The organism is Alteribacillus bidgolensis (genome assembly GCF_002886255.1).
GTDB lineage: Bacteria > Bacillota > Bacilli > Bacillales > Marinococcaceae > Alteribacillus > Alteribacillus bidgolensis.
On sequence record NZ_KZ614149.1, the window covers coordinates 3000953 to 3024059 of the forward strand.

The 23107-nt window shown below is 38.0% G+C and carries 21 protein-coding genes and 3 pseudogenes; 6 read left to right on the plus strand and 18 right to left on the minus strand.

The features are described 5' to 3' along the window. Window positions 1-40 precede the first annotated feature (40 nt). Window positions 41-2809 (minus strand): S-layer homology domain-containing protein, encoded by a 2769-nt coding sequence (locus tag CEF16_RS14860; protein ID WP_091587422.1) that lies wholly within the window; start codon window positions 2807-2809, stop codon window positions 41-43. Between the two features lie 601 nt (window positions 2810-3410). Then, complete coding sequence (locus CEF16_RS14865) at window positions 3411-4271, minus strand: hypothetical protein (RefSeq protein WP_091587423.1); 861 nt, start codon at window positions 4269-4271, stop codon at window positions 3411-3413. Window positions 4272-4739: 468 nt separating this feature from the next. On the opposite strand from CEF16_RS14865, the gene CEF16_RS14870 reads away from it, so the two are divergent. Further along, window positions 4740-5153: a hypothetical protein gene (locus tag CEF16_RS14870; protein ID WP_091587425.1), complete on the plus strand. Its 414-nt coding sequence runs from the start codon at window positions 4740-4742 to the stop codon at window positions 5151-5153. Window positions 5154-5790: 637 nt separating this feature from the next. Here the strand turns inward: CEF16_RS14870 and CEF16_RS14875 are convergent. From CEF16_RS14875 to CEF16_RS14885, 3 genes are all read right to left on the minus strand, one after another. Beyond that, window positions 5791-7242 carry a glycoside hydrolase family 32 protein gene (locus CEF16_RS14875; RefSeq protein ID WP_091587428.1) on the minus strand — a complete coding sequence of 484 codons (1452 nt, stop codon included), beginning with the start codon at window positions 7240-7242 and terminating at the stop codon, window positions 5791-5793. 73 nt (window positions 7243-7315) lie between these two features. After that, window positions 7316-8686: a sucrose-specific PTS transporter subunit IIBC gene (locus tag CEF16_RS14880; RefSeq protein ID WP_091587430.1), complete on the minus strand. Its 1371-nt coding sequence runs from the start codon at window positions 8684-8686 to the stop codon at window positions 7316-7318. Between the two features lie 397 nt (window positions 8687-9083). Then, window positions 9084-9905: a PRD domain-containing protein gene (locus CEF16_RS14885; protein ID WP_091587431.1), complete on the minus strand. Its 822-nt coding sequence runs from the start codon at window positions 9903-9905 to the stop codon at window positions 9084-9086. Between the two features lie 303 nt (window positions 9906-10208). Between CEF16_RS14885 and CEF16_RS14890 the strand changes: the two genes are divergently transcribed. Then, complete coding sequence (locus CEF16_RS14890) at window positions 10209-10721, plus strand: sigma-70 family RNA polymerase sigma factor (RefSeq protein WP_091587433.1); 513 nt, start codon at window positions 10209-10211, stop codon at window positions 10719-10721. A gap of 115 nt (window positions 10722-10836) precedes the next feature. Here the strand turns inward: CEF16_RS14890 and CEF16_RS14895 are convergent, their stop codons facing one another. Further along, the gene (locus tag CEF16_RS14895) at window positions 10837-11652 is read right to left on the minus strand and encodes an SGNH/GDSL hydrolase family protein (protein ID WP_091587435.1); all 816 of its coding nucleotides are present in this window, start codon (window positions 11650-11652) and stop codon (window positions 10837-10839) included. A 256-nt stretch (window positions 11653-11908) separates the two neighbouring features. Between CEF16_RS14895 and CEF16_RS14900 the strand changes: the two genes are divergently transcribed. The 4 genes from CEF16_RS14900 to CEF16_RS14915 all read left to right on the plus strand — a co-directional run bounded on the left by CEF16_RS14900 (window position 11909) and on the right by CEF16_RS14915 (window position 14441). Further along, the gene (locus CEF16_RS14900; protein ID WP_170031978.1) at window positions 11909-12166 is read left to right on the plus strand and encodes a helix-turn-helix domain-containing protein; all 258 of its coding nucleotides are present in this window, start codon (window positions 11909-11911) and stop codon (window positions 12164-12166) included. 79 nt (window positions 12167-12245) lie between these two features. After that, window positions 12246-12734, plus strand: coding sequence for a competence protein ComK (locus CEF16_RS14905; RefSeq protein ID WP_091587438.1), 489 nt, complete (start codon window positions 12246-12248; stop codon window positions 12732-12734). A 140-nt stretch (window positions 12735-12874) separates the two neighbouring features. Next, window positions 12875-13072, plus strand: a complete 198-nt coding sequence (locus CEF16_RS24495) for a hypothetical protein (protein WP_102776564.1) — start codon at window positions 12875-12877, stop codon at window positions 13070-13072. Window positions 13073-13526: 454 nt separating this feature from the next. After that, on the plus strand, window positions 13527-14441 hold the full coding sequence (locus tag CEF16_RS14915) for a superoxide dismutase (RefSeq protein ID WP_245917888.1): 915 nt from the start codon (window positions 13527-13529) through the stop codon (window positions 14439-14441). Window positions 14442-14572: 131 nt separating this feature from the next. Here CEF16_RS14915 and CEF16_RS14920 read toward each other — a convergent pair whose 3' ends face one another. The 12 genes and pseudogenes from CEF16_RS14920 to CEF16_RS14955 form a co-directional block, all read right to left on the minus strand. Then, window positions 14573-15241 (minus strand): YdcF family protein, encoded by a 669-nt coding sequence (locus tag CEF16_RS14920; protein ID WP_091587440.1) that lies wholly within the window; start codon window positions 15239-15241, stop codon window positions 14573-14575. Window positions 15242-15428: 187 nt separating this feature from the next. Then, window positions 15429-15566 (minus strand): hypothetical protein, encoded by a 138-nt coding sequence (locus CEF16_RS23845; protein WP_170031980.1) that lies wholly within the window; start codon window positions 15564-15566, stop codon window positions 15429-15431. A 193-nt stretch (window positions 15567-15759) separates the two neighbouring features. Beyond that, window positions 15760-16384: pseudogene (gene cysC / locus CEF16_RS24090) on the minus strand (adenylyl-sulfate kinase). Beyond that, window positions 16381-16569 (minus strand): elongation factor 1-alpha C-terminal domain-related protein, encoded by a 189-nt coding sequence (locus tag CEF16_RS24095; RefSeq protein ID WP_211295863.1) that lies wholly within the window; start codon window positions 16567-16569, stop codon window positions 16381-16383. Before CEF16_RS24095 ends, cysC begins: the two are co-directional and overlap by 4 nt. A 48-nt stretch (window positions 16570-16617) precedes the next feature. After that, window positions 16618-17457, minus strand: a pseudogene (locus CEF16_RS25120) (sulfate adenylyltransferase subunit 1). Between the two features lies 1 nt (window position 17458). Further along, complete coding sequence (locus tag CEF16_RS25375) at window positions 17459-17707, minus strand: adenine nucleotide alpha hydrolase family protein (protein ID WP_245917889.1); 249 nt, start codon at window positions 17705-17707, stop codon at window positions 17459-17461. Then, window positions 17688-18092: a sulfate adenylyltransferase subunit CysD gene (cysD, locus tag CEF16_RS25380; protein WP_245917890.1), complete on the minus strand. Its 405-nt coding sequence runs from the start codon at window positions 18090-18092 to the stop codon at window positions 17688-17690. The genes CEF16_RS25375 and cysD overlap by 20 nt, the downstream gene beginning before the upstream one ends. 55 nt (window positions 18093-18147) lie before the next feature. Continuing rightward, a pseudogene (locus tag CEF16_RS14935) lies at window positions 18148-18755 on the minus strand (IS3 family transposase); the annotation flags it as partial. Further along, window positions 18712-18906 carry a phosphoadenosine phosphosulfate reductase domain-containing protein gene (locus CEF16_RS14940; protein ID WP_425427988.1) on the minus strand — a complete coding sequence of 65 codons (195 nt, stop codon included), beginning with the start codon at window positions 18904-18906 and terminating at the stop codon, window positions 18712-18714. The pseudogene CEF16_RS14935 and the gene CEF16_RS14940, both read right to left, overlap by 44 nt. A 131-nt stretch (window positions 18907-19037) precedes the next feature. Beyond that, window positions 19038-20246 carry an O-antigen ligase family protein gene (locus CEF16_RS14945; RefSeq protein WP_091587441.1) on the minus strand — a complete coding sequence of 403 codons (1209 nt, stop codon included), beginning with the start codon at window positions 20244-20246 and terminating at the stop codon, window positions 19038-19040. A gap of 165 nt (window positions 20247-20411) precedes the next feature. Beyond that, complete coding sequence (locus tag CEF16_RS14950) at window positions 20412-21860, minus strand: lipopolysaccharide biosynthesis protein (RefSeq protein ID WP_091587443.1); 1449 nt, start codon at window positions 21858-21860, stop codon at window positions 20412-20414. 61 nt (window positions 21861-21921) lie between these two features. Further along, entirely contained in the window at window positions 21922-23088 is a 1167-nt protein-coding gene (locus CEF16_RS14955) for a glycosyltransferase family 2 protein (protein WP_091587444.1), read from the minus strand. Window positions 23089-23107: the final 19 nt, after the last annotated feature.

A 23107-nucleotide genomic window follows, 5' to 3' on the forward strand; every position in this document is an offset into this window, starting at 1 on the left:
TGGTTTCCTTTACTAGATTCTCAATAAAGGATCGTTTTCGTTATTGGGAAGAAGTAATGTCTTCAGCGTCTACTACAAATGTTTCGCCGCCGTATTCATCTGTAATTGTAATGATTGCTGCTTCATCATTTGCAGAGAAGTCTACGCTAGCAATCATGTCTTCATTATTAATTTCCTCTACATTAGAAGAAGCTAATTGAGTTGGATCTACTACGGACCACTCACCATTTGTATCTTCCGTTACTTCTACTGGTTGTTCCTCATCAGCTAGCGTCAAATCAGTGATTTGCGGAGTGCTGTTTTCCACTTCCACTTCTACGGAAGCAAGTGCTGTAGTAAAGTCGCCCTCTTCTTGCTCAAGCGTAATAGTAGCTGTTCCTTCACTTTCGCCACTTACTGTAAAGTCTAATGTTTCAGCATCTACTTCTGTCTCACTACCACCGTCAATGGAAACAACTTCTTCATCGCTTGTGCTTAATTGGATATCTCCTTCAAGTGCTGCAAGTGCTTCTTCAACATCTCCGTCTTCTAAGTCAATTTCATCGAAAATGGCACCAATCGTTACTTCAAAGTCTGTATCCTCGTCCTCATAAAGGTCAACAGATTCTGGGTCAGCGCTTAATGTGAAGTTATCAACTTCGTCTAATTGAAGTTCAACAAATTCTACATCAACTGTACCTAAAGCATTGCCGTTGTCATCTTCAAAGGATACGGAATATTCTCCAGGCTCATCAATGATATCACTATCATCGTCACCTTCAAGGTCATCAAAATCTACAGAAACGTTTCCTGCATCTGCTGAAATAGTTGCTTTTTCTTCAAAATCATTTTCTCCAGTTACAGTAACGCTGATATCATCGTTCCCTTCCCAATTTTCACCATATTGGTCGAGAAGAGTTGCTTCTAGCTCTCCACTTACATTGCCTTCGCTGTCAATAGCAAATTTTTCTGTTGTTCCGTCTTCTTCAATGCTAGTAAGCTCTTGATCTGCTACTACTTCAAGATCAAGTTCAACTGGTTCTTCGATTCCTTCAAATTGAACGGTAAGAGTAACTTCTCCTTCTCCATTTATTTGAAGTCCGTCTTCATTATCGTAATAAGCTATAGAAGCATCGCTTGATGTTACGGATTCAACAGTTACACCGATTTCTTCACTTATCTCTTCGCCAAAGAAGTTAAGACCTGCTACTGCTTGAATCTCATTACCTTGATTTGCAGATGTTACATAATCATTTTCCCAACGATCTTCACCGTCGAATAGACCAACTTCTGTAACTTCTGTTACTTCACCAGCGTCGTTTACATCCACTGTTACGTCCTCAGAAGTAACTGTATTGCCGTCTTCATCCGTAATTTCTACTGCGTAACTGAAGCTCTCCTCTAATTCAGAAGCATCAATAATTCCTTGTTCTCTTGCATCTTCATCAAAAACATCATCTTCAGAACTGTAGAGGAATTCTACTTCATAGCCAGCTTCTTCTAACGTATCAATAGATAGATTACGGAAGCCGTTTACAGTAAATTCTAACTGTTGATCTGCTTCACTTCTAATAGAAGTGGTTGTCGCTTCTACAGAATCAACTTCGATGCTTTCATAGTCGAAGTCATATTCGAACTCATTAACAACAAGCGTTCCTGCTGTGCCTTCAAGATCATCGTCAGCATGTTCTACTGTAATTGTTTCTCTATCTTCACTGATTTCAACACCTGTAACGTCAAGTGCTGTTTCTTCGTCATCGCCGTTTACTACAGCAACGTCGAGAAGCTCTTCTACAGCAGCTTCGTCCAAGTCTTCATCAAGCTCGCCATCGACATCAATTTCAAAGCTTGTAGTAGATACTGCAGAAATATCTTCAACCACTACTGCAGGTTCTGCTGCTACACCAGTGAATGTTTGGCCAGTTGTTTCTCCTTGATAAGAAAGAGTGTATTCTTCATCTTCTGTTTGCTCTTCCGTTGTAAGACGAACAACGCTTCCTTCTGCATCTTGATTTTCTTCAGAGTCAGATGGAGAAATAACTTCTGCGTCTAGTACAGCAAGCTCTGGGTCAAACGTGAAGTCTTCAGCAACAGCTGCTTCTACGTCGCCGTCAAAGCCTACTTCAACAGTAGTGTTATCAACTGCAGTTACACTAGAAACACTTGTATCTACCTCTTTATCTACTTGCATGGCACGGTCAAGGAAAGCGGCGAATTGCGCACGTGTTACTGTTTCTTTTGGACGGAAGTTACCATCAGCAGTGTTGGTAATGTCATATTGTGCAAGAATTTCGATATTGCTGCGGTGGCTTTCGTGGGCTTTATCAATGTCACCTACATCTGCATCCACGTCATCACGAGCTTCGAGGTCAAACGCACGTACTAGAATAGTAGCCATTTGCTCACGGGAAAGATCCATTCCTGCTGCAAATTGTGTGTTATTTTCACGGCCTTTAATCAAATCAGCTTCTTTTACTGCTGCTGCATAAGGAGTGAAGTAACTTTCTGGGTTTAAATCTTCAAATGGCGGCTCTGCATTTTCATCTACATCCAGGTCAAAAGCCGCAACAAGCATAGCAGCTACTTGTCCACGATTAATTTCCTCACCTGGACGATATGTACCATCTTTATACCCACTGATAACTCCTTGATCAGCAAGACGTTGAATGGAACCAGACGCCCAGTAATCATTATCCACATCCGGGAATGCTTCAGCAGCATCTGCTGTTTGTACGTTTACTGGATTAACTGCTCCGAATGTCGTTGCTACCATAGCTGCAGATACGGAACCAGCTAAAAACTTACGATATGACTTAGGTTGATAAGACACCAATAATTCCTCCTCTAATAATATTCTATGACTTCTTTTCCTGCGGTCATCGAGATGTAAACCTAAAAATTAATAAATAAGTTTTCATCCCTCGGTAGGACCATTCTTCCTATTATTGTTTATTTTACTAAATAGTAGGAAGATGATAGGAATTCATTCCTTAAATTCCTTTTTCTAGAATAAGGTAATATTAAAGAACTGAAAATCACCCTTCAGTCCCAATGATTTATTTCCCCTCTCTAAAATTCCCCTTCAGTTGTAGGTTTTTGTTCTCTATTTTCTTCCATAATAATATCGTAATACCATGTAAAAGAAGTATTATCCATTTTTTTCAATTTGCCAAAAACATCTACTAATGTCTATTTTTCTTTAAAAAGATAAATAATCCTCGATAATATTCATGTTTTTATGCGACAAATTTCCATAGATCTTTTTACTTATATATTTTTATGGGATATATTTCTATAAAAATATGATTCTACTCCTAATGGAAAGTCCTGTATTGGAAGTTTAGGAAAGAACCTTCTAAAAAAATAGAGCGCAGAACCCATACTTCTTTGGTTCCTGCGCCATTAAATCCTTATTTACCGGTTCTATGTACTTATAAATTCTGTAACAAATAATCCTGCACGGACACGTCTAATTTCTCATCACTTGCCAGGGCGTCCTGCAACGCTTGCTGTAAATGATTATTTGTTTGGAGGTCACGAATAGAAACAGTTTGTCCTGCTTGTGTTTCCACTGCTTTCACGTTATTTGTCTCTTCCGCTTCTTCCTCTTCCATTCTAGCTATTAATTCTTTGTTTACTTCATTCGCTTTCTCTATTTGTTCGGAAGAGCCATGTTCTTCTATGGCTGCTAATGTTTTCTCTAGAGATTCTGGATTCTCCTCAAAGTAAGGATTATCGTACCAGGCATTGTTTGAGAACTTCCCTTGAGAAGAAACTAACGGATCGTTATATTTAGAATCAAACCAGCTTTGCGACGCCGGTTCTATGTCATATTTCTCAGCTAGTTTACTGCCGTTTGCGAATACGGGAATATGAGGCATTTCCCCGGGTGCTTTTTTAAGGCTATCGACAGCAGATTCTAACGCTGATTTCCATGTTTTGATGTCCTCTTGGTCGTTTTCCGCTTCCGCTTGTTTCAACGCTTGGGCTCTCGACTCTGCCAATTCAGCCCAGTATTCTTTATTTTTTACCGCTTCACCGTTTTCCATGTTGTACCAAGCAGGGTGCTGTTTGGCTTGATATTCGTTATACTCGCTCCAGTCCTCCGTTTTTACAGCGTCTTGAATCAACTGATTTCTCGAGCTATTAACATCATGTAACGGATTCACCGCACGTGCTTCGCTCGCCATCGCTTCCTTCCAAGCATCTGCTTTTCCAGATGCCGTATTATCTTTTATCATTACTTTCGTTCCATGAGTGTTTGCATGATGTAAAGCTGCCCCGACTATCATGACTTTATCCTCCTCGCCGCCCTTTTACCATAATTACACATTTTCCACCAAATTTATCTATAATATAGTATAATATACCGACATGTCAAAAGATAGATATATTAGGTAAAAAGTAATGAAAAATCTAAGAGTGCTGCTAAATCAAATGGCCTCTCAGAACTCTTCTATTATTATCGGCACTATCATTCTTCTCTTTATAAATAATAAATGATTAGTCCGTTCCCAATTCGTAAGGTAAATGGATTTTTATGTTAAAATAAATGTATGAAGAAAACACCCGTTACTTGAATGCCGAGTCAACAGGCGCTTATCCAAAACAAGGAAAGCGTCTTTTTTTTCATGGAATGAAGTATTGAGTTACCTTTTTCATTTTGAAATAATTGTGAGGAGAAATTTATTTGTCATATAGTACAGGGTTATTTAGAGAGGAACTCTGATAAATTTGTTTAATGTTAAGGGGGAAGAGACATGCGTAAACCCGCTGTATTTATTATTGTCTTAATTTATGCACTCTTCATGTTAATGTCTGTTGTTATTTCTGCATATGAACAGGCAAATGACTTTTACAATGTCAGTAATATTTTGTTCTATTGGTTTTTGATGACATTTATGTACTTCATCTTAGGGGTAATTATTGAGGGGAAGAGGATAAAGAAATTATTCGTTAATCGTTCTTTTAAAATAAGCTGGGTGCCATTTGTGTGGAGTCTAGTATTAACAATAGTAGTATTCATTCCGAAAGTGTACTGGTTTTTGTGGTTTGGGAGGAGTTTTCCTGTATTCATACATTTCTTGAGTTATTCAGAGGTTCATGCGGTACTAGCTGTTTTATCCGGCATATTAATTGTTCGCTCTATAGACGAAAAGCTGAATCATAATTAAGTGAAGAATAGAAATCGGGGTGATTACTATAATAAATGTTTTAAATTTTATCATTATGATTGTATTCTTAGGTTTACTTTTATTTGGACTGCTACAATCGAGGAAAACTACTTCAACAGGAATGAGCGCAGGAGAGTTTTCACTATTACTTTCTTTAATTCCTAAAACAATCCAAGTGCTTGCCTTTGCGGTGTTAGTTGTTGGTTTGTACAAAATGTGGGGAAGAAAGAAGGAACCAGCATAAAAATTTAATTAAAGGGCAAATTTCTTGAGGGGAACAATTATGTTCCGGCCAACACCAATACCTGCACTAAAATAGCATAGCAAGCCAAGTTACTGTACTATGAGAAGGTCTGTCATTATCATCACCTAATAATCATCCAATCCCTTCACGTTTATTATCGTGCAAAAAACCTATTGGGTAGTATTTACATTTTCCCAATAGGTTTTTTGTTACATAACCACAAATTGAGCTCTAATAATCTCCGCAGAAGATTTTAGCGGGGTAAGTCCATTAGTATTTGTCAACATCCTGTAAAAGGATAGTTCTTATCTGACGATTTTTCCGCTGGTTCTTTTTCCATTATCTCTTGAATTTACTGATAAATAAAGCCGGGCCTTTCGCTTCAAAATCTACTTAGAATATTCTAGTCAAATCCCACTTCTTGATCGTAAAACAGCTCTTTTCAGAGGCTCCAAACTGAATGCTCTCATTGTCGGGAGAAGGATAAAAACGCGAAGTAAAAACGTGTTCCCCATCATTTATGAAAACTTCAATAGAAGAAGTATCAACAAAGATATGCAGGTTGTTTAAATCATCGAGCCGGCAGTGACGTTTTTCCACGACACCATCTACATAACTTTGCCGTTCAAGAGTGAAAATCTTTTGTTCGCTCGAATATACCATTCTAGCAGCTTCTCCAACGCTAATATCAAACCATCCTTTTGAGACAATAATATCTTCTGCCAATAGTTCAACAGCCTTCCCACGTACACCTTCGAACTGCTGATTCTTCTGCTGCAATTCAACACGGTGTTCAACCGCTTCGTTGACTCGCAAACCCTCTAACTCCCGGACCGGGACTTGATACAATTTGCCGCCAATACATTTTAATTCACGAGGAATGGTCATGTTATGGAGCCATTGATGCTTAATGGTTGGATGATCTTGTTCATTTTGATCCGGTACACTCATCCAGGCAAACAGTATTCTTCGTCCTTTTTTATCCTTCGTCGTTTGGGGAGCATAAAAATCAAAACCATGATCTAACTCATGAAAGGCTCCGTGTTCGAACGTGCCTGAACTTGGGTCAAAGGTTCCGGTTACGTAACCCGCTTGGTAAACATTTTGATATTTCATTCCTTCTGGCTCCAGCCCTTGAGGAGAAAAAACTAATATATCTTTCCCATCCAGGTAAAAAAGGTCCGGACATTCAAACATATAACCGAACTCTTTTAAAATGCCTTCTCCGCCGCCAGTTAAAATACCAGCGTGCGTCCAATCTACTAAATTTTCCGATTGAAAAAGGACAACCGCACCTTTTAACCCCTTCGTTTGCGCACCAATGACCATGAAATACTGTCCATCCTGTTCCCAAACCTTTGGGTCGCGAAAATGAGCAGTATACCCTTCTAGCCGTTCGATCACGGGTCCTTTTTTCTCAAAATGAATACCGTCCTCAGAAATGGCAAGACATTGATAGGATTCTCTATTGCCATTGTCATCCTTTACGTTCCCCGTATAAAAAACATATAATTTTCCGTCATGTTCGATTGCGCTTCCAGAATAACAGCCGTTTTTCTCGTACCATTCGGACGGGGTAAGAGCAATCTCTTCATGCTTCCAATGAACGAAATCCTGCGAAGAATAGTGCCCCCAAAATTTTGCTCCATGTCCTGTTTTAAAGGGCATCCATTGATAAAATAAATGATACGTTCCCTTCCATTGGATAAAACCATTCGGATCATTCAGCAGCCCGACTGGCGGCATGATATGATAATGCAGCCGATAAGGATCTTGTTCGACAATCGATTTGTGCTTGGCTGTATTTTGATCAGCTTCCAAGCGTAGTTGTTTATCTTTAGACATTGATTTATCCCCCTCCTTTTAAAAATCGTTATCTCCCTACTAGCTATCAATCTAGTAAGGAGAAAACCATGTGTTATTTTGTTTCTTCTTTCCAGCCGAGTAAAAGTGTTGCAATAAAAGCACCAGCCACTCCTATTACAAAAGCAATGCCATAGTTTAATGGATCCTGAGCAATCGCAAACATCGGAATACCGGTTAACCCAATCCCATTGGCCATGACTTGCGTAAACACAACATAAGATCCGCCAAGAGCACCGCCAATAGCCGCTCCAATAAAAGGACGGCGGTGTTTTAAATTAACACCAAAGATTGCCGGTTCTGTTATTCCAAGAAACGCAGAAACAGCTGCCGGAATAGCGATTTCTTTCGTCTTTTTATTTTTCGTTCTAAAAAATACAGCAAGTGTCGCGCCGCCTTGGGCCACGTTTGCAATCGCCCAGATCGGCAGCAAAAAGTTCCCGCCGGCTTTTGCCAACAATTCAGCTTCAATAGCATGGAAACTGTGGTGAACACCGGTTAGAACGATCGTTGAATATAGTCCTCCGAATATAAAACCGGCAATTGGCCCGGCTGTGCCGTACACCACATCTAAGACAGATGTAATTCCTTCACCAAGCGCACGTCCAGCCGGGCCGACGACCAACAGCGCCACGAAACCGGTTAATATAACCGTCAGGAATGGAGTTAAAAGCAAGTCAACGACATTTGGCACCACTTTGCGGAGCATTTTCTCCAGCTTTGACATAATATAAACGGTTAATAATACCGGAATAACCGTTCCCTGATAACCGAGCATCTCAACGCCAAACCCAAAAAAATCGAGAGTTGACGGTTCCGCATCAGCCAATCCCCACGGATTAAGCAGCTCGGGGTGAGTCATAATACCGCCAATAACTGCCCCTAAATACACATTCCCGCCAAACTCTTTAGCTGAACTGTAGCCAATTAATATAGGCAAAATAATAAAGGAAGCAGATGAAAACATGTCGAGCATTACGAAGAGACCGCTTTCAGGATCGACCCAGTTATACGTATTCATTAATCCAAGCAGCCCCATTAACATACCAGCAGCAACAATCGCCGGAATAATCGGTACAAAAATATTGGAAAGCGTCCTGGCAAAACGGGCGAATGGATTCATTTTTCGCTTGGCCGCATCACCATGCGTTTCCGTTTTCGCTTCTTCTTCTAAAGAAATTCCTGCAAGCGGAGCAAATTCGGCAAACACCTTGTTCACTGTTCCCGTACCGAAAATAATTTGATACTGGCCAGAACTCGAAAAAGCTCCTTTTACTCCATCTAATTCTTCAATCGCCTTTGTATCCACTTGACTTTCATCTTCCAACACTAAACGAAGGCGAGTAGCACAATGGGCAGCGCTTACCACATTGTTTTGACCGCCTAAAAACCGAACTAATTGTTCAGCAACCTTACGATGATTCATTTTAATCTCCTCCTGCCATTTTTTGGAACAGAAAAAAGACCTGAAATATACAAAGTCCGCATAGGTAGTCAAAGAGAGACGATTACCTATACCGCCTTATATATTTCAGGTCTTGCCTGCGTTCCAGTCACAATCCCCAATATGGAATTTTTATTTAATATCACTTTACATGTTGTAAGCGCTCCCGTCAACTGCAAATTCATTGGAAAAACTTGGTTTGTCGCCAAGTCCTTAATGGTGAAAGCCTTCGTTTTTCTTATACTTTAATCCTTTAAGGAAGTTATACTTACTTAAAGGATTAGAAAAACTCGGCTTACCGCCAAGTCCGTATGGCGGAAGTCGTAATTTTACTTATACTTTGTTCCTTAACAAAGGTAAACTCCCTAAAGTAAAGAAATTACAGTAAGCGCTGAATATGCAAAGCAATATACCCCACCTCAGATGGTGGAAAATCAATATGATAGGTTTCTTTTAGAAAGGCTGCTGCAGCCTCAGAACATTGATAAGCCTTTTGATATTTTTCTTTAATAAGAGCCAGCATGTCCTCATCTATTGGCTCAAACGGTTGTTCCTGCTCGAGACGATGGAGGGCAAAACGTATATGTGTCACTAACCTTTGATAATTAATACTGGATTCTTCAATCGTTATGCCTGCAAATGTTTCTACTTGCTCAATAAAATCACGCAAGATGGTCGCCGTTTCCAAGGCCTCGCTCATGGATGGACTATCCATTTTCGCTGTATGGACGTGAAGCGCAATATGCGCAACTTCATCGAGAGGAATATCAATCCCAAGATCTTTTTTTAATTCTTCCTTTGCCCAGAGGCCAACTTCAAATTCTTTTTTATAGAGGAATTTAATTTCGTTGGTTAGTTTATTTTGGATGGCAAACCCTTGTTCAAGCCTTTCTAACGCGAAAGAAAGATGATCGGTTAAGGCAATGTGAATATGATCATTGAGTGGCGCCTTTAAGTGTCCTTCTGCATAACTAATAATTCGTTCTGCCATGTCTACATGTTTTTCCGGCAGCGTAGCTAACAATTGCTGAAACTTTTCCGAAGACTGTTTATGCAGAACAAAAATCTTTTCTATTTTATGTTTTGGGATAATATCATTTTTTCTTTTTTGAAAAGCAATACCTTTCCCCATCACAATTTTCTCTTGCGGGCCATCGATGACAACGACCGCATTATTGTTTAAGATTCTGAAAATACGCATATAGTCCTCCGGTTCAATATTACTCCTATATTATCATGAACCAGCAGGCGATAAAAGGTTCAGGCAGAACGCCTGTAACTCCGCTAGTCTATGTATCGTAAATCTTTAAAAAAACTACGACAAATCAAATGCTGCTGTAATAGAGCATCAGCATACCAGCTTTATCTTAGCAGTATTTTACATTCTACATCAGGCAGATTGCAATCTATGAAATTCTGTCATTCGCTGTTTTCTCATTTTCCGATTATGCTCAAGCTACCATGGAATAAACGAGAAGGCGCGCCATTCTCTTAGGAGAAAAAATTGAACCACTCTTTAGGCATCCCCTTTGAAGAAGTAGCCAAAGACTTTACCCCGCTAGTATTAGGAATGATCAAACGTTTAAGAATTTACAAAAACACCGAAGAATACACCCACATTGGCTTTATCGCCCTTTGGAAAGCATATACACAATACGACCCCGACAAAGGAACCTTTTCCACCTTTGCCTATACGTATGTAAGAGGAGAAATGCTCGCACAATTACGAAAAGAAGCAAGATACGAAGAGCGCTATGAATTAAGCGCCTTTGAACAAAACACTGAACCAGCCGCTCCCGACAGCGAAAGCATTGAGCAGGGGATGAATAGTATCTCTCCGTATTTAGAGGAATTAAGCCCGAGAGAACGCGACTGGGTGATTGAATATATCGTGTACGGAAGGGGCATTACCGAGATAGCGGAAAAACATAACGTCGCACCATCTTCGGTGAAAACGTGGCGAAAAAACGCATTAAAAAAGCTTCGTCATGTTTTCACCAAAACCAACTGTCATTAAATAAATGGCACCCTAGTACCAAAATAAGATAAAAAACAGCGTCAAGCCTCCTATAAAGAACAGGATGATTTGACGCTGTTTATTTACAAACTCTTATTGGAATCTAACTTTTCATTTATTCCGCTGCTGATTCAGTGGTGAAGAAAGTAAAGAGATGCTCGGCCCATAGTGTGTGTCCTGCTGCGGTCGGCTGGGAGTTTTCAACAAACGTTGGAAGGGCTTCATCATCTGTGATCGGCCAGCTTTCCCAATGGTTGATATACGTAAGATTATCACTAGCAGCTATCTCATCTTGTAATTGCTGTATGCGACTTACATAATACTCCGCTTCATACATGGGCTGTGGCGGCTGGATATAAATGGCCGCACCTGGGTTTTCATTTTCAACCGTCTCCACCATGTCATTCAAACTGTACAGGGTATCGTCGATACTGACGCTCCCATCATCATTTAAAACAAGCGGGCTGTAAATAAAAATATCCGGCTCTAACGCAGCAATTTGCTCTGCCTCTTGATTACTCATCACATCTAACGAGGTCTGATTGCCAAAATGGACGACTTTTAATTCGATTTGATCGGTTCGATACTTCTCTTTCAAGTCTTGTACAAAGAGGGCCGGAAAACTTTCTCCTGCTTGAGCATGTACCACATCCGAACCAGCAGCCACTATGGTCAATGATTCACCTTCTCCCACCGTACTGCGCATTTGATCAGCAAAACCCTCTTCTGCTCCAGCTAACATCGTTTTCAAGGATGCTTCGGTATCCCCTTTATCCTCAGCAGCAGTGGCCTTCCCTTCACTCTCGCTCTTTGAAACGGACGAAACCGTATTGTTTACCGTATCAGCGACTTTTTGATCATAATGCCATTTACCGTACACGCTAACAGCAATAAGAAGCAACATAATAAGTCCTAAGAAAAAACGCTTCACTTCTGACGCTCCTTTAAATCCTAGTTATATATGTAATATCGGTTAATCAAACGTTTGATTAATAGATTAATAAACATTCTACAGAAATTCACCATCTGTAAAACATGCTCACTGGAGAAAAGACAACGTTCACCCTTTACGATTACCTGGAAAAATTTTTCTTATTTATTTTCCATATAATTCCAATTTGTTACCTGGAGGGCGTGTTCTCTCTTTTCCTCTTCCTAAATAATTGAGGAAAAAGGGATGTGGACAGTTGTTAAACGAAGATTTATTTGCTAAAGCCTTAGGCAGATTTTTAAGGTTAAGACGGCTAGAACAAGACCAAACCTTAGAAAAATTAGCATCCATCGCCCATATAAATGACAAAAATTTAGGAAGAATCGAGAGAGGTGAAAAAATACCCAAGGCTCATACTCTTTTTCAAATTGTCATGGCATTGAACCTGACGAACACTACATTTAATAAGATTCTAAAAGAATATGAATCTCTAAAAAAGGAAGAAAACATGTAACCTCTATTTCCCCGCTTCCCCCAACCCCCCTATCCCATTCACTTGAGTGAATGAACCCCACAAAAGGAGAGTTTTAGCTATGAATGAAAAAGTTGTTAATGATTACGAAATAAATCCGAGCACGATGGCCCTCCTGTCGGCATCTCATTTGGACTATGAGGTGATTGCTTTAGAAGAGCATCAAAAGCTTTTCGTCCGGAAAACATCGATTGATCTGATTAAGTCCGCATGTTTAGATGGAGGTTCGACGTATGAAGGAAGGAGAACAGCCGTCACCCATCAAACGGGCTCCAAACAGAAAGTTCCGATTCCAGTGAACCCTCTCCATCATATCTTCGCCTTCCCAACCCACTCCCCAAGAGCCCACGAATGCAATTGGATCTTCTACCACCATGTCCATACCATCCAAGCCCATAGCTCTCCAGAGGACGCTTCGATTCAATCCATCATCACCTTTAAAAACGGCCAACAGCTTCCGATGGAAGAATCACCCTACATATTAGAAAAACAAATGCAGCGAACCGCCATGTGTATTTTGCGATTTACGAAACCTTTGCAGCATGTATAAAATTTAACCTTCTCCCCTGTTAAATTCTCTTTTGCTTATACTAAAACCGTGACAAACAGAATAAGCATAGTACAAAAACGTAGTCGTGCTTTATCAAAGACAAGGGCGTACTACTGAAAGTTGCCGCAGCAGGGATGGTATTGATCTTGATTATCGTTCTCTTTTTTACCTTCTCGCGATCCCCGTGGGAAGAGGCGAAGGAAACGGTGGAATTGTTTTATGAGTATGAACAGCAAGGGGATTTTGCGCAATCGTGGGAGTTGTTTCACCCGGATATGAAAGATAAGTTCTCCAAAGGGAAGGGCACTACATTCAAGACCGGGCACATGCTTTTATGAATCATTTTGATGTGACAACATTTGCCTATACAGTGAGAGATGAAAAACGTGCAGATGAACAAAAATACCAGTGAGTTAAATGAGGTGTATAAGAGGGAAATACGGTAATTTTGATATCTCTCAAGATGTCTATGTGGCTAAAGAAGAAGACGAATGGAAAGTTTTGCGGGATTACAACAAATAATCATCTCTTTACGCAGAAACGTTCTCCATGGTATCCACAAAACGAATTGTTAGGCGGTATCACTCGATCGAGCCAGAGTTGTAATCTATTTATGTGACATTTCATTTAGTATTTTTTTGTAAAGACTACAAAAATACTTTTGTATATTTTATGATTTCATCTTTCCGTTTGAATGCTTTGTAGCCAAGCTTTATATAGCTTTACTGCACTGGTATTTGTATCGGCAACTTGAGGAAATTGAATATATAGTTCATAATGGGCGGGGTGTATATGAGCGAAGTAGAGAATTTATTGAATGACATGGACCGACGAGCTGTCCATTTGATTGAAGAATGGAACAAAGCATGCCATCATAAACAACTTCCGATTTGTGAAGAGACCACTCAATACAGTGACCAATTGGACGATTTCGTCAATCAATTGGAGCAAATCAAGAAGAATAGGAATGTGTTTAATAATGGGATGGCACATCAGCTGGAACAAATGGCTTCCAGTTTAACGGAACAATGGAAAAGGTTATTCTCTTTAAGGGAAACGAATGAGACGAGAGATAACTCCCCAGTACCCATTGGTGGACATACGTTACCGCCACTCCCTTATTCCTACGAAGCCCTTGAACCTTATATTGACAGAAGAATTATGAGACTTCATCACGATAAACATCATCAAAGTTATGTAGACGGGCTCAATAAAGCTGAAAAGGAAATGGAGAAAGCCAGAAGGACAAATGATTATTCACTGATTAAACATTGGGAACGAGAAGCGGCATTTAATGGAGCGGGTCATTATTTGCATACGATCTTCTGGAATGTAATGAGTCCTCAAGGTGGTGGAAAACCTAAAGGAGCCCTTTTATCCGAAATCGATCGTTGGTTTGGAAGTTTCAATCAGTTCAAGCGCCATTTTTCAGAAGCTGCGAAAAATGTGGAAGCAGTCGGATGGGCCATTCTCGTATGGGCGCCGCGATCGAACCGTCTTGAAATACTACAAGCGGAAAAACATCAAAATTTAAGCCAATGGGACGTTATTCCCCTCCTAGTTCTGGACGTTTGGGAGCATGCTTTTTATTTACAATATGAAAATAACAGAGGGAAATATGTAGATAATTGGTGGAATGTAGTCAATTGGGACGAAGTGGAAAAACGTTATAACGAAGCCAAAAAAGTAAAATGGAAACCTTTTTAATAGATAAGGTGCTGATCTACATGTCAGCACCAATCTTCATTTATAATGCAGTTTGAGGGTGTTATTGGTATTGGTTGAACTCTGATTAAAGATTTCTTTCAGTTTCTAAATATTGAGAAATGAATTGTGTTTCATACCACCTTACTAATAAACATACTGCCAAAACATACATAGATTACATGCCATATATAGTCATCTATTCCCATTCCTTCGTAAACTTTTACGTAATCAAATAAAGACTTTGCTTTTCTAGCGATATAGAAAAAATGCTCCCAATAGTTTGATGGATTCTCGGAGAAAAAGCCACTGGTGTTCGTCCCAGCTGTCAGTAGTGATAGAGGGATGGTGATAAGGAACATAGGTAAGATCCACTTCATGAGGAAAGACCCGATCAAAGGCAAGCTTGCTGCGGCGCATATGATATAATTACTTGTTACAACGATTGCAGAGTCAAAGCCTTCTTCTGTTACGATATCTCGTGAAAATAAAGCATTTTCGTACGTGGAATCCGCACGTTCTTCTATTAATATGTCGGCCCGATCGATACCATGCTCGGTTGCAATGTGCTCATTTATATTCGAGGAAGCTCCGTTTGTAAGCAAAACCGTTTCGGCATATCCATCTCTATAAAGTTCGGCTCCTTTTTCCATGCGATCACTGTTCCCGCTAAGTACAATAATGACATCTGAGGGTTTGGGGGTATCTTCATAAAACAAATGGTCAACTATAATAGATCTTGGAAAAAAGAAAACTACTAATACGAAAAGATTCGCTGCCAAAACAACCCACGTCCGTTTCATTTCTTCCCCTCTTCCCTCTCTTTTCGAATTTATAATATGGCATGAAATCAAACTTTATTAAAATTTTAAAATTGGCAATCCTTCATTTAAACATACATGTGGATCAGAATGGAAGAGTTTTTAATGCTGTTGAACAATCACCATAATTTAGATATCCCACATAAGAGAGGCTAGCCCAAAAACGTTCTTATGAGACAGTATCCTTTCGACACATTTTCATTTCTTGGGCTACTTCATTAACAGCTGTTTCAACAGTTAAATGTTTATCATGTTCCGATCGCTCTATGACATGCTGCATAAGCTCTACTAATTCCTCTTTATTCATGTTTTCATCTCCCTTTATTCTATAGTGACTACTCCAGGTGACACAAAGGCCATAGTTAGATAATATACTCTCAGAATCATTCCTTTAAAAAATATTGTGAAAATTGTATTAAAATCCTCTGTTTCGGAGTTCATACCCCAAAAAATAAAGCTGCTCCCCCCTCTTTATTGGGATAGCAGCTTCCTTACTTCTTCTAATCCAAATACTCCATAATCTGCTTCACAACATAATCGGTTTCTTCTTCTAAGGAATAATTGCTTGTATCTATTTTTATCTCTGGATTTTCTGGTGCTTCATATGGGCTCGAGATGCCTGTGAAGTTTGGAATTTCTCCAGCTCGGGCTTTTTTGTACAAGCCTTCCACGTCACGCTTTTCACATTCCTCAAGCGGCGTGCTGACGTAGATTTCAATATATTCCTCCCCGAGGATTTCTCTGCATTGTTTCGGTCACTTTCGTACAGGTAGATAAAGGATGTTAACGTAATGACACGTGCATCATTCATGAGCTTGGCTACTTCTGCAATCCGTCGGATGTTTTCGACAGGTCGCTTTCTTTGAAGCCTAAGTTTTTGTTTAATCCGTACCGGACATTATCGCCATCAAGCAGCATGGTGTGGTGACCGGTGGCTACTAAACGTTTTTCGACTTCGTTGGCAAGGGGCGATTTTCCGGAACCGGAAAGGCCGGTAAACCAAAGGGTTATTGGTTTCTGTCCTTTTTGCTGGGCACGAATGTCTTTTGTAATATCCGTCTCTTGCCATTTCACATTGGTGGAGCGGCGAAGAGAATGCTCGATGACCCCGCAAGCGGATGTCACGTTTGTAACGCGATCGCCGTATTAATGTCAATCTTATGCTTAATGGACATCACAGTACCTGGTAGGATTTTTGTTCCTACTTTAACAAGGTAGTTTCGACCTGGAACGAGCTTTGTGTCATCCATCCACAGAATTGTTGCCGTAAACATATCGGTTACTTGGATATTGCTTGACGTTGTTAACACCTTCCCACCAGATACGTCCACTTCACGGTCTAATTGAATGGTTACGGGCTATCCAACAATTGCGGATTCCGCTTCTTTATCTGCCACCAAAATACTTTTCACCTTAGCTTTTTCATTACTTGGAAGCGTTGTGATCTCATCGCCAACCGAAATAGTTCCCGCTTCAATTTGACCTTGGAAGCCGCGGAATGTGTGGTTTGGACGACTTACACGCTGAACTGGAAGGATAAAGCTATCATGTTGTTCTTTTGTAACATCCACATTTTCCAAATATGGTAATAATGGTAAACCATTATACCAAAGTGTATTTTCTGACTTTTTCGTAATATTATCCCCTTCAGTAGCAGAAACCGGAATCACTTGAACACTTTCAAGATTAAAGCCATGTGTTAATTGTGTGAAATCCTTTTTAATTTCTTCAAAACGTTTTTGGTCAAACTCGATTAAATCCATTTTGTTTACAGCTAAAACAAGGTGTTTAATCCCCATTAAAGAACATATTCTAGCATGTCATTTCGTTTGCGTAATAACACCTTTTGTTGCGTCAACGAGAATGATAGCAAGGTCTGCAAATGATGCACCAACTGCCATGTTTCTTGTGTACTCTTCATGACCAGGAGTATCCGCAACAATAAAAGAACGGTTATCAATTGTAAAGTATCGATACGCCACATCAATCGTGATCCCTTGTTCCCGCTCTGCCATTAAACCATCAAGAAGAAGAGAATAATCAATTTCTCCTCCACGACTTCCCACTTTACTATCAAGCTCTAAAGCTTGCTCTTGGTCGGCGAATAATAGTTTTGCATCATAAAGCATATGTCCAATTAATGTTGATTTTCCGTCATCTACACTTCCACACGTTATAAATTTTAATAGACTTTTCATTTTAGAAATCCCCCTCTCGCTTACGTCTTTCCATACTACCAGCAGCTTCTTGATCAATCACTCGACTCGTTCTTTCAGATGAGGTCGCTCCAAGTGTTTCTTCGATAATTTCATCTAAAGTATCAGCCTCTGATTCAACACCACCAGTAAGAGGGCAACAACCTAATGTACGGAAACGAACTTTCTTCATTACCACTTCTTCTCCTGGTTCTAGCTTCATACGGTTATCATCAACCATCACGATAGACAACAGGTCTTTCTTTTGCAAAGTATAAAGGCACAATCTCAATATTCTCTCTTTTAATGTATTGCCAAATATCTTTTTCAGTCCAGTTGGAAAGTGGGAAAACACGAATACTTTCGCCCTTATTAATTCTTGTATTATATAACTTCCACATTTCAGGCTTTTGGTTTTTCGGATCCCAAGCATGGTTTTTATTACGGAATGAAAAAATACGTTCTTTTGCACGTGACTTTTCCTCATCACGCCTTCCACCACCAAAAACAGCAGTAAATCCATGTTTATCCAACTCTTGTTTTAACGTTTGCGTCTTCACGATGTCCGTATACGATGAACCATGATCAAATGGATTAATACCCTCCACTACAGCTTCTTGATTGATTTCTTCAATCATCTCGATCCCTAACTCTTTTGCTTTGCGATCGCGAAACTGGAATATCAACACAAAACTAGACAACTTTGTTAAGGTGCTCCATAGGGCTCGAATAGCCTAAACTTCCGTGAATACGGATATGATTGTACAGTGGACATAATCAAATAAAGCCAGGTCTAATTGTTCTTGGGTTGCGAATGTTTCTCCATAAACAAACTCTGTCTTAATCACTTTATATGTAGCTTCAGCGATCGCATTGTCATAAGGGCAGCCTTTCATACTTAAAGAGCGATCAATATTAAAGGTTTCTAGTAACTCTTCGATCGCTTGATTCTTAAACTCACTTCCACGATCGGTATGAAAAAGTTCTAATTCACGTAGATCTCCATCGATAGAGGCGAAAGCTTTCTGAACCAAACGGGCATCTTTTTGAGGACCAGAACTATAACCGATAATTTCACGGTTATACAGATCCAGAATGGTACAAATATAATGCCATTTGGAGCATACGCGCACATAGGTCAGGTCGCTTACCACAACTTTACGCGCCTGGTCTTGAGAGAATTGACGATTCAATGTGTTTCCCTGTTCCGACTCGTTACACGCGCTTTTCATCGGCTTGAATTGAGCCACGGTGTATTTAGAGACAAGCCCCTGTTCCTCCATGATCCGACCAATTCTGCGGAGCAAATGCCTTCATCGCAAGGTGTAACATCACCGAGCTATCCTTCCCAATTGAATAAAGCATTACAGGGTTTTCACACTCTGCAGCTACCTCTCTAATAATATATATCGCTTCTGCCTCTAGTTGATCGAGGTGAGTTAGTTCTTTCATAAACACTTTCCTCCTTTAATGACTATTAATCTGTATTTATACATAACTGGATTTTAATAGATTTTCATTTATAACATACTAATTAATACACTGAAAATAAAAAAAGAGTTTATAATTTAAAGTGTATTTTTTCAATCAATATTTTCGGTATAACCATTCTCAATAATTCCCTCTTGCTTCGATACCCCATAATAGATTAACGGCACCGCCCAGAAGAAATAGTAACGGAAATCATAAATTCCTCCAGAAAACATTTGAACTATGATCATATATAAGGGTAATCCTGCTAACACAAATAAACTTGTATTTTTAAGTTTAAACATTACTATAAATGCATATAACAACAAAATGAAAAAGTATAAAGCTCCTATTATTCCTATATCTATCATCATTTCTAATAATAGATTATGAGGGTAATTAAAATTTGATACAGATGCGAAACCATTTAGACCGTGTCCAAAAAATGGTTTTTCTTTTATCATTCTTAACGATTCCATATAAAGCATGTCTCTTCCGGCTGTATAAATACCTCCAGAAGTAAAAGTATCTCCTATAATTCTTGATTGAAACACTCGCTTTAATGGTTGATAAATTAAAGAAAGTATAAATGATGCAGTTGCAAGAATCGCGAAACCTTTTATAGATATTGAATTTTTCCTTTTGATTTTCCATTTCCTAAAGACATATTTTACAAACCATAGAGTTAAGAGCGTTAAAGCAGCACCTACAAAACCTCCACGAGACCCTAATAGAACAATTCCACCTAAGAAAAATATAAAAAGGGCAAAATATATTTTGTTCCTATTTATTGAAAAGCGATATACAGAACAGCAACTAGCAAAGAATAGTATCCTTGTAGTTACATTCGGACCTCCTAGACTAAATTCACCTCTCGCACTCCCTTCTAAGGTACTCAAGTAAATTGGAATAGAGTAAACAAAGCCAATAAAAATCATCAATCCAGATATAATCCAAAAGAAATATTCTTTCTTGATTCTTGATACAGTATAAGTAAGCCCTCCAATTAGTACTATCATAAACAATATGTCCACAAATTTATCGATGGAAATACTTATATTGTTGCTGTTATAAATAGAAAGCAGCGATATATATAGATAAGAGAGGCTAATAAGTAAAAAACTCAAAAAGGGCTTTGAAAATTTGATGCTCTTAAAACTAGATTCTTTATTATTCGGAAAAAATAAAGTAATAATAAATAACAATAAAAGTATATATTTAACTTCAACATTAAAACCTTCTACTTGTAACCTCCCAAGAGTAAATGAACCTGAGAGAAAAGTAAGGCCTAACAAATATAATAGAATTTTGTTATAAGACATGACTCGCTCCTTTTTTTACAAGTATATCTTAATAAAGAACCTACTTAAGCCAAAATAACAATTACCCTATATAATTAGGGCAAACTAAGCCTTTTAAACATCATAGGGATTAAATTATACAAAACTCACATCACATGAGAGTCATGCTATTCTTAACCAGTACACTTAACTATCCTTAGCCTTCAAAAATATAGACTTAGCTATATTATATATACTCATAACAATTGGCATATTAAATAAGCAAGATGCAATTATATAAAGTACAATTTGTATGAATAATAATGCACTAAAAGATGTAAATGTGTATACCTCATAAAAAAACATATATTTAATTAAATAGTAAAATATTATTACAAATACCATTGAATAGAATGGTGATCTTAAAGATTTTAATAAATCTTTAATTGGTATGTTTAATAGACGTATTGCTTGCAATATAAGAATGGAATCAAAGATTGCTGCGTGAATTAATACAGCAAAAGCAACACCAATAAGTCCATAATACGAACCAGCTATAAGAAGAAGGATAAAGACAAAAATTGAAATAGCTGTTATTTTCAATTCAATATTTGGCCTACCTAACCCCTGAAAGACAATTCCTACTACAGTTCCTAAAGACGATAGTAGTCCTGCTATCATTAATACTTGAAGAATTGGCACTGCATCGCTCCATTGTTGCCCGTAGATAACATAAATAAATTCCGGAGCAATTAACATCAACCCAATACAAAATGGAAAAATGACAAAAGAAGCATGTTTTACTGTATTTAGGAATAACTGCCTGACTCTAAATATATCATGTTGTTTTTTTGAAATTTCCGGAAACAATACCTTAGCAACAGAACCAGAGATATAAAATTTAGCGATAGTACTCCATTGAAATGCTATAGTGTATATCCCTAAACTTTGACTCCCTAGAATTTTACCTATAACAATATAATCAACATTGTTCTTTATATAATTAGTAGCCTTAATTCCTAAAACACTTGAACTAAAAGGAAGTATTTCTTTTAATAAATGAATTTTTGGCCTGCCTTTTATTTCATTTAGGTTACTGATATACGCTAAAAGGATTGATTGAAATGCAGGACGTGCAATAATTCTTATTCCTACAGCTAAAAAGTATTCTTCGAAATAAAATAAAATAAAAGTTAAAATAGTACCTAGTAATTCTGAGATTAGGTTTATTATTGATATTTTCTTAAACTGTCTTCTCCTCATTAGTAATCCTCTAAATGTAACACCAAAGGACCCTATGATGATTCCGAATATAGAGTAGTACAACAATTTTTCAAGCTCTGGGTAACCATAAAACAAAGCAACTTTTGGAGCAATAAATAACACTAATAAACTCAATGTTATTGATAAAGTAATATTCACATAAAAAGTCGTAGCCACTAATGGTTTAGTGATCTTTTGCTTTTGAACTAATACAGAACTTAGCCCTGCTTCTTGAATAATGTGAACAAAAACTATTATTACCAATGCTAAACTTACAACACCAAATATCTCCGGGGTTAAAAGCCTAGCTAATATAATATTTGTAATTAGCCCTATAAGTTGTACACCTATAGTTCCACTAAGGTTCCATAAAACATTCCTAAAAAAACTCATCAATAATCCCTTCTAGTAAAGAATAATTCCATCTTGAAGCATGAAGGAGAAATTCTTCACTTTATCTAGTACTCTCTGCTTTCTCCCAAAATGGTTTTGCTTTTCCCGTAATAATATTATATACACCAACCCACTGTGCAATAACAGTCACACTATAATAATAAACTATATTCAAATATTTATTTTCTATTTTTGTTAATGCTTTTAATAAGGCTAGTAGGTAAAATGCAACTTGGCCTATAAAAGTTAGAGTGAAAATCCAGGAATTAAATATTAATAGAGCATTTGACACAAATAACACAAGGTGTGATATCCATAACAAATACCTACAAGTCCTATGTCCAAAATAAAAGTAACTATACCATTTATATTTAAATATATTTAGTATCCTTAAATCAGGTAAAATATTTATTAATATCCTCCTATTCATTCGAACTTTTCTTTTAAATTCATCCGTAATTACTTCTCCAGCTTTTTCATATGCAATTGCATCATGGTTACAAATTGCCTTTTTTCCTTTTAGAGCAAAATATCTTGGCATATTACTATCATGAGATTTTAATGGTTCAAAATCATAATATTCCGAATTCCGGCATGCATATAGAGCACCATTACCAGCAGTAATTGTTTGTATTCTTGATTCTATTTCACGAATCCTTAATTCCTTGGACCAATAGTTCCCCTCACTTTGACTTACAGAACCTTCTTCTTCATTTAAATAATCTAACCTTCCTGCAACATAACTTATTTCATCAGAAGAAAAGGAAGCCATAAGCTCTTTGATTGAATTGCAGTCTAAGATTGAATTTGCATCAGTCATTACTAAAAATTCTGTATCTACAAGTTTTTGAGCCTCATTTTGAGCATTTGTTTTTCCTAATCTTTTTTTAACTTTGTGCAAACGAATCTTTTTATCTGGATTTTCTAATATAAATTGTTCAACTATATCATTGGTTTTATCAACACTATTATCTGATGCTACAATGAACTTAATTTTATCTTTAGGGTAAACTAAGTTAACAATGTTATTTAATTTCTCATTAATAACCTTTTCCTCATTATGTGCAACTACCATAACTGTAACTGTTGGTTGATGTGAATAATTTTTCGATATTTTTTTATTTTTATAAACCTTTCCCAGAAACTTAATTGATAATGAATATCCAACCATCCCCCAGAAAATTACAAATAAACTCAATAAAAAAAAGATATAATATGCGTTCTCCATAATTTATCTCCCTACAGAA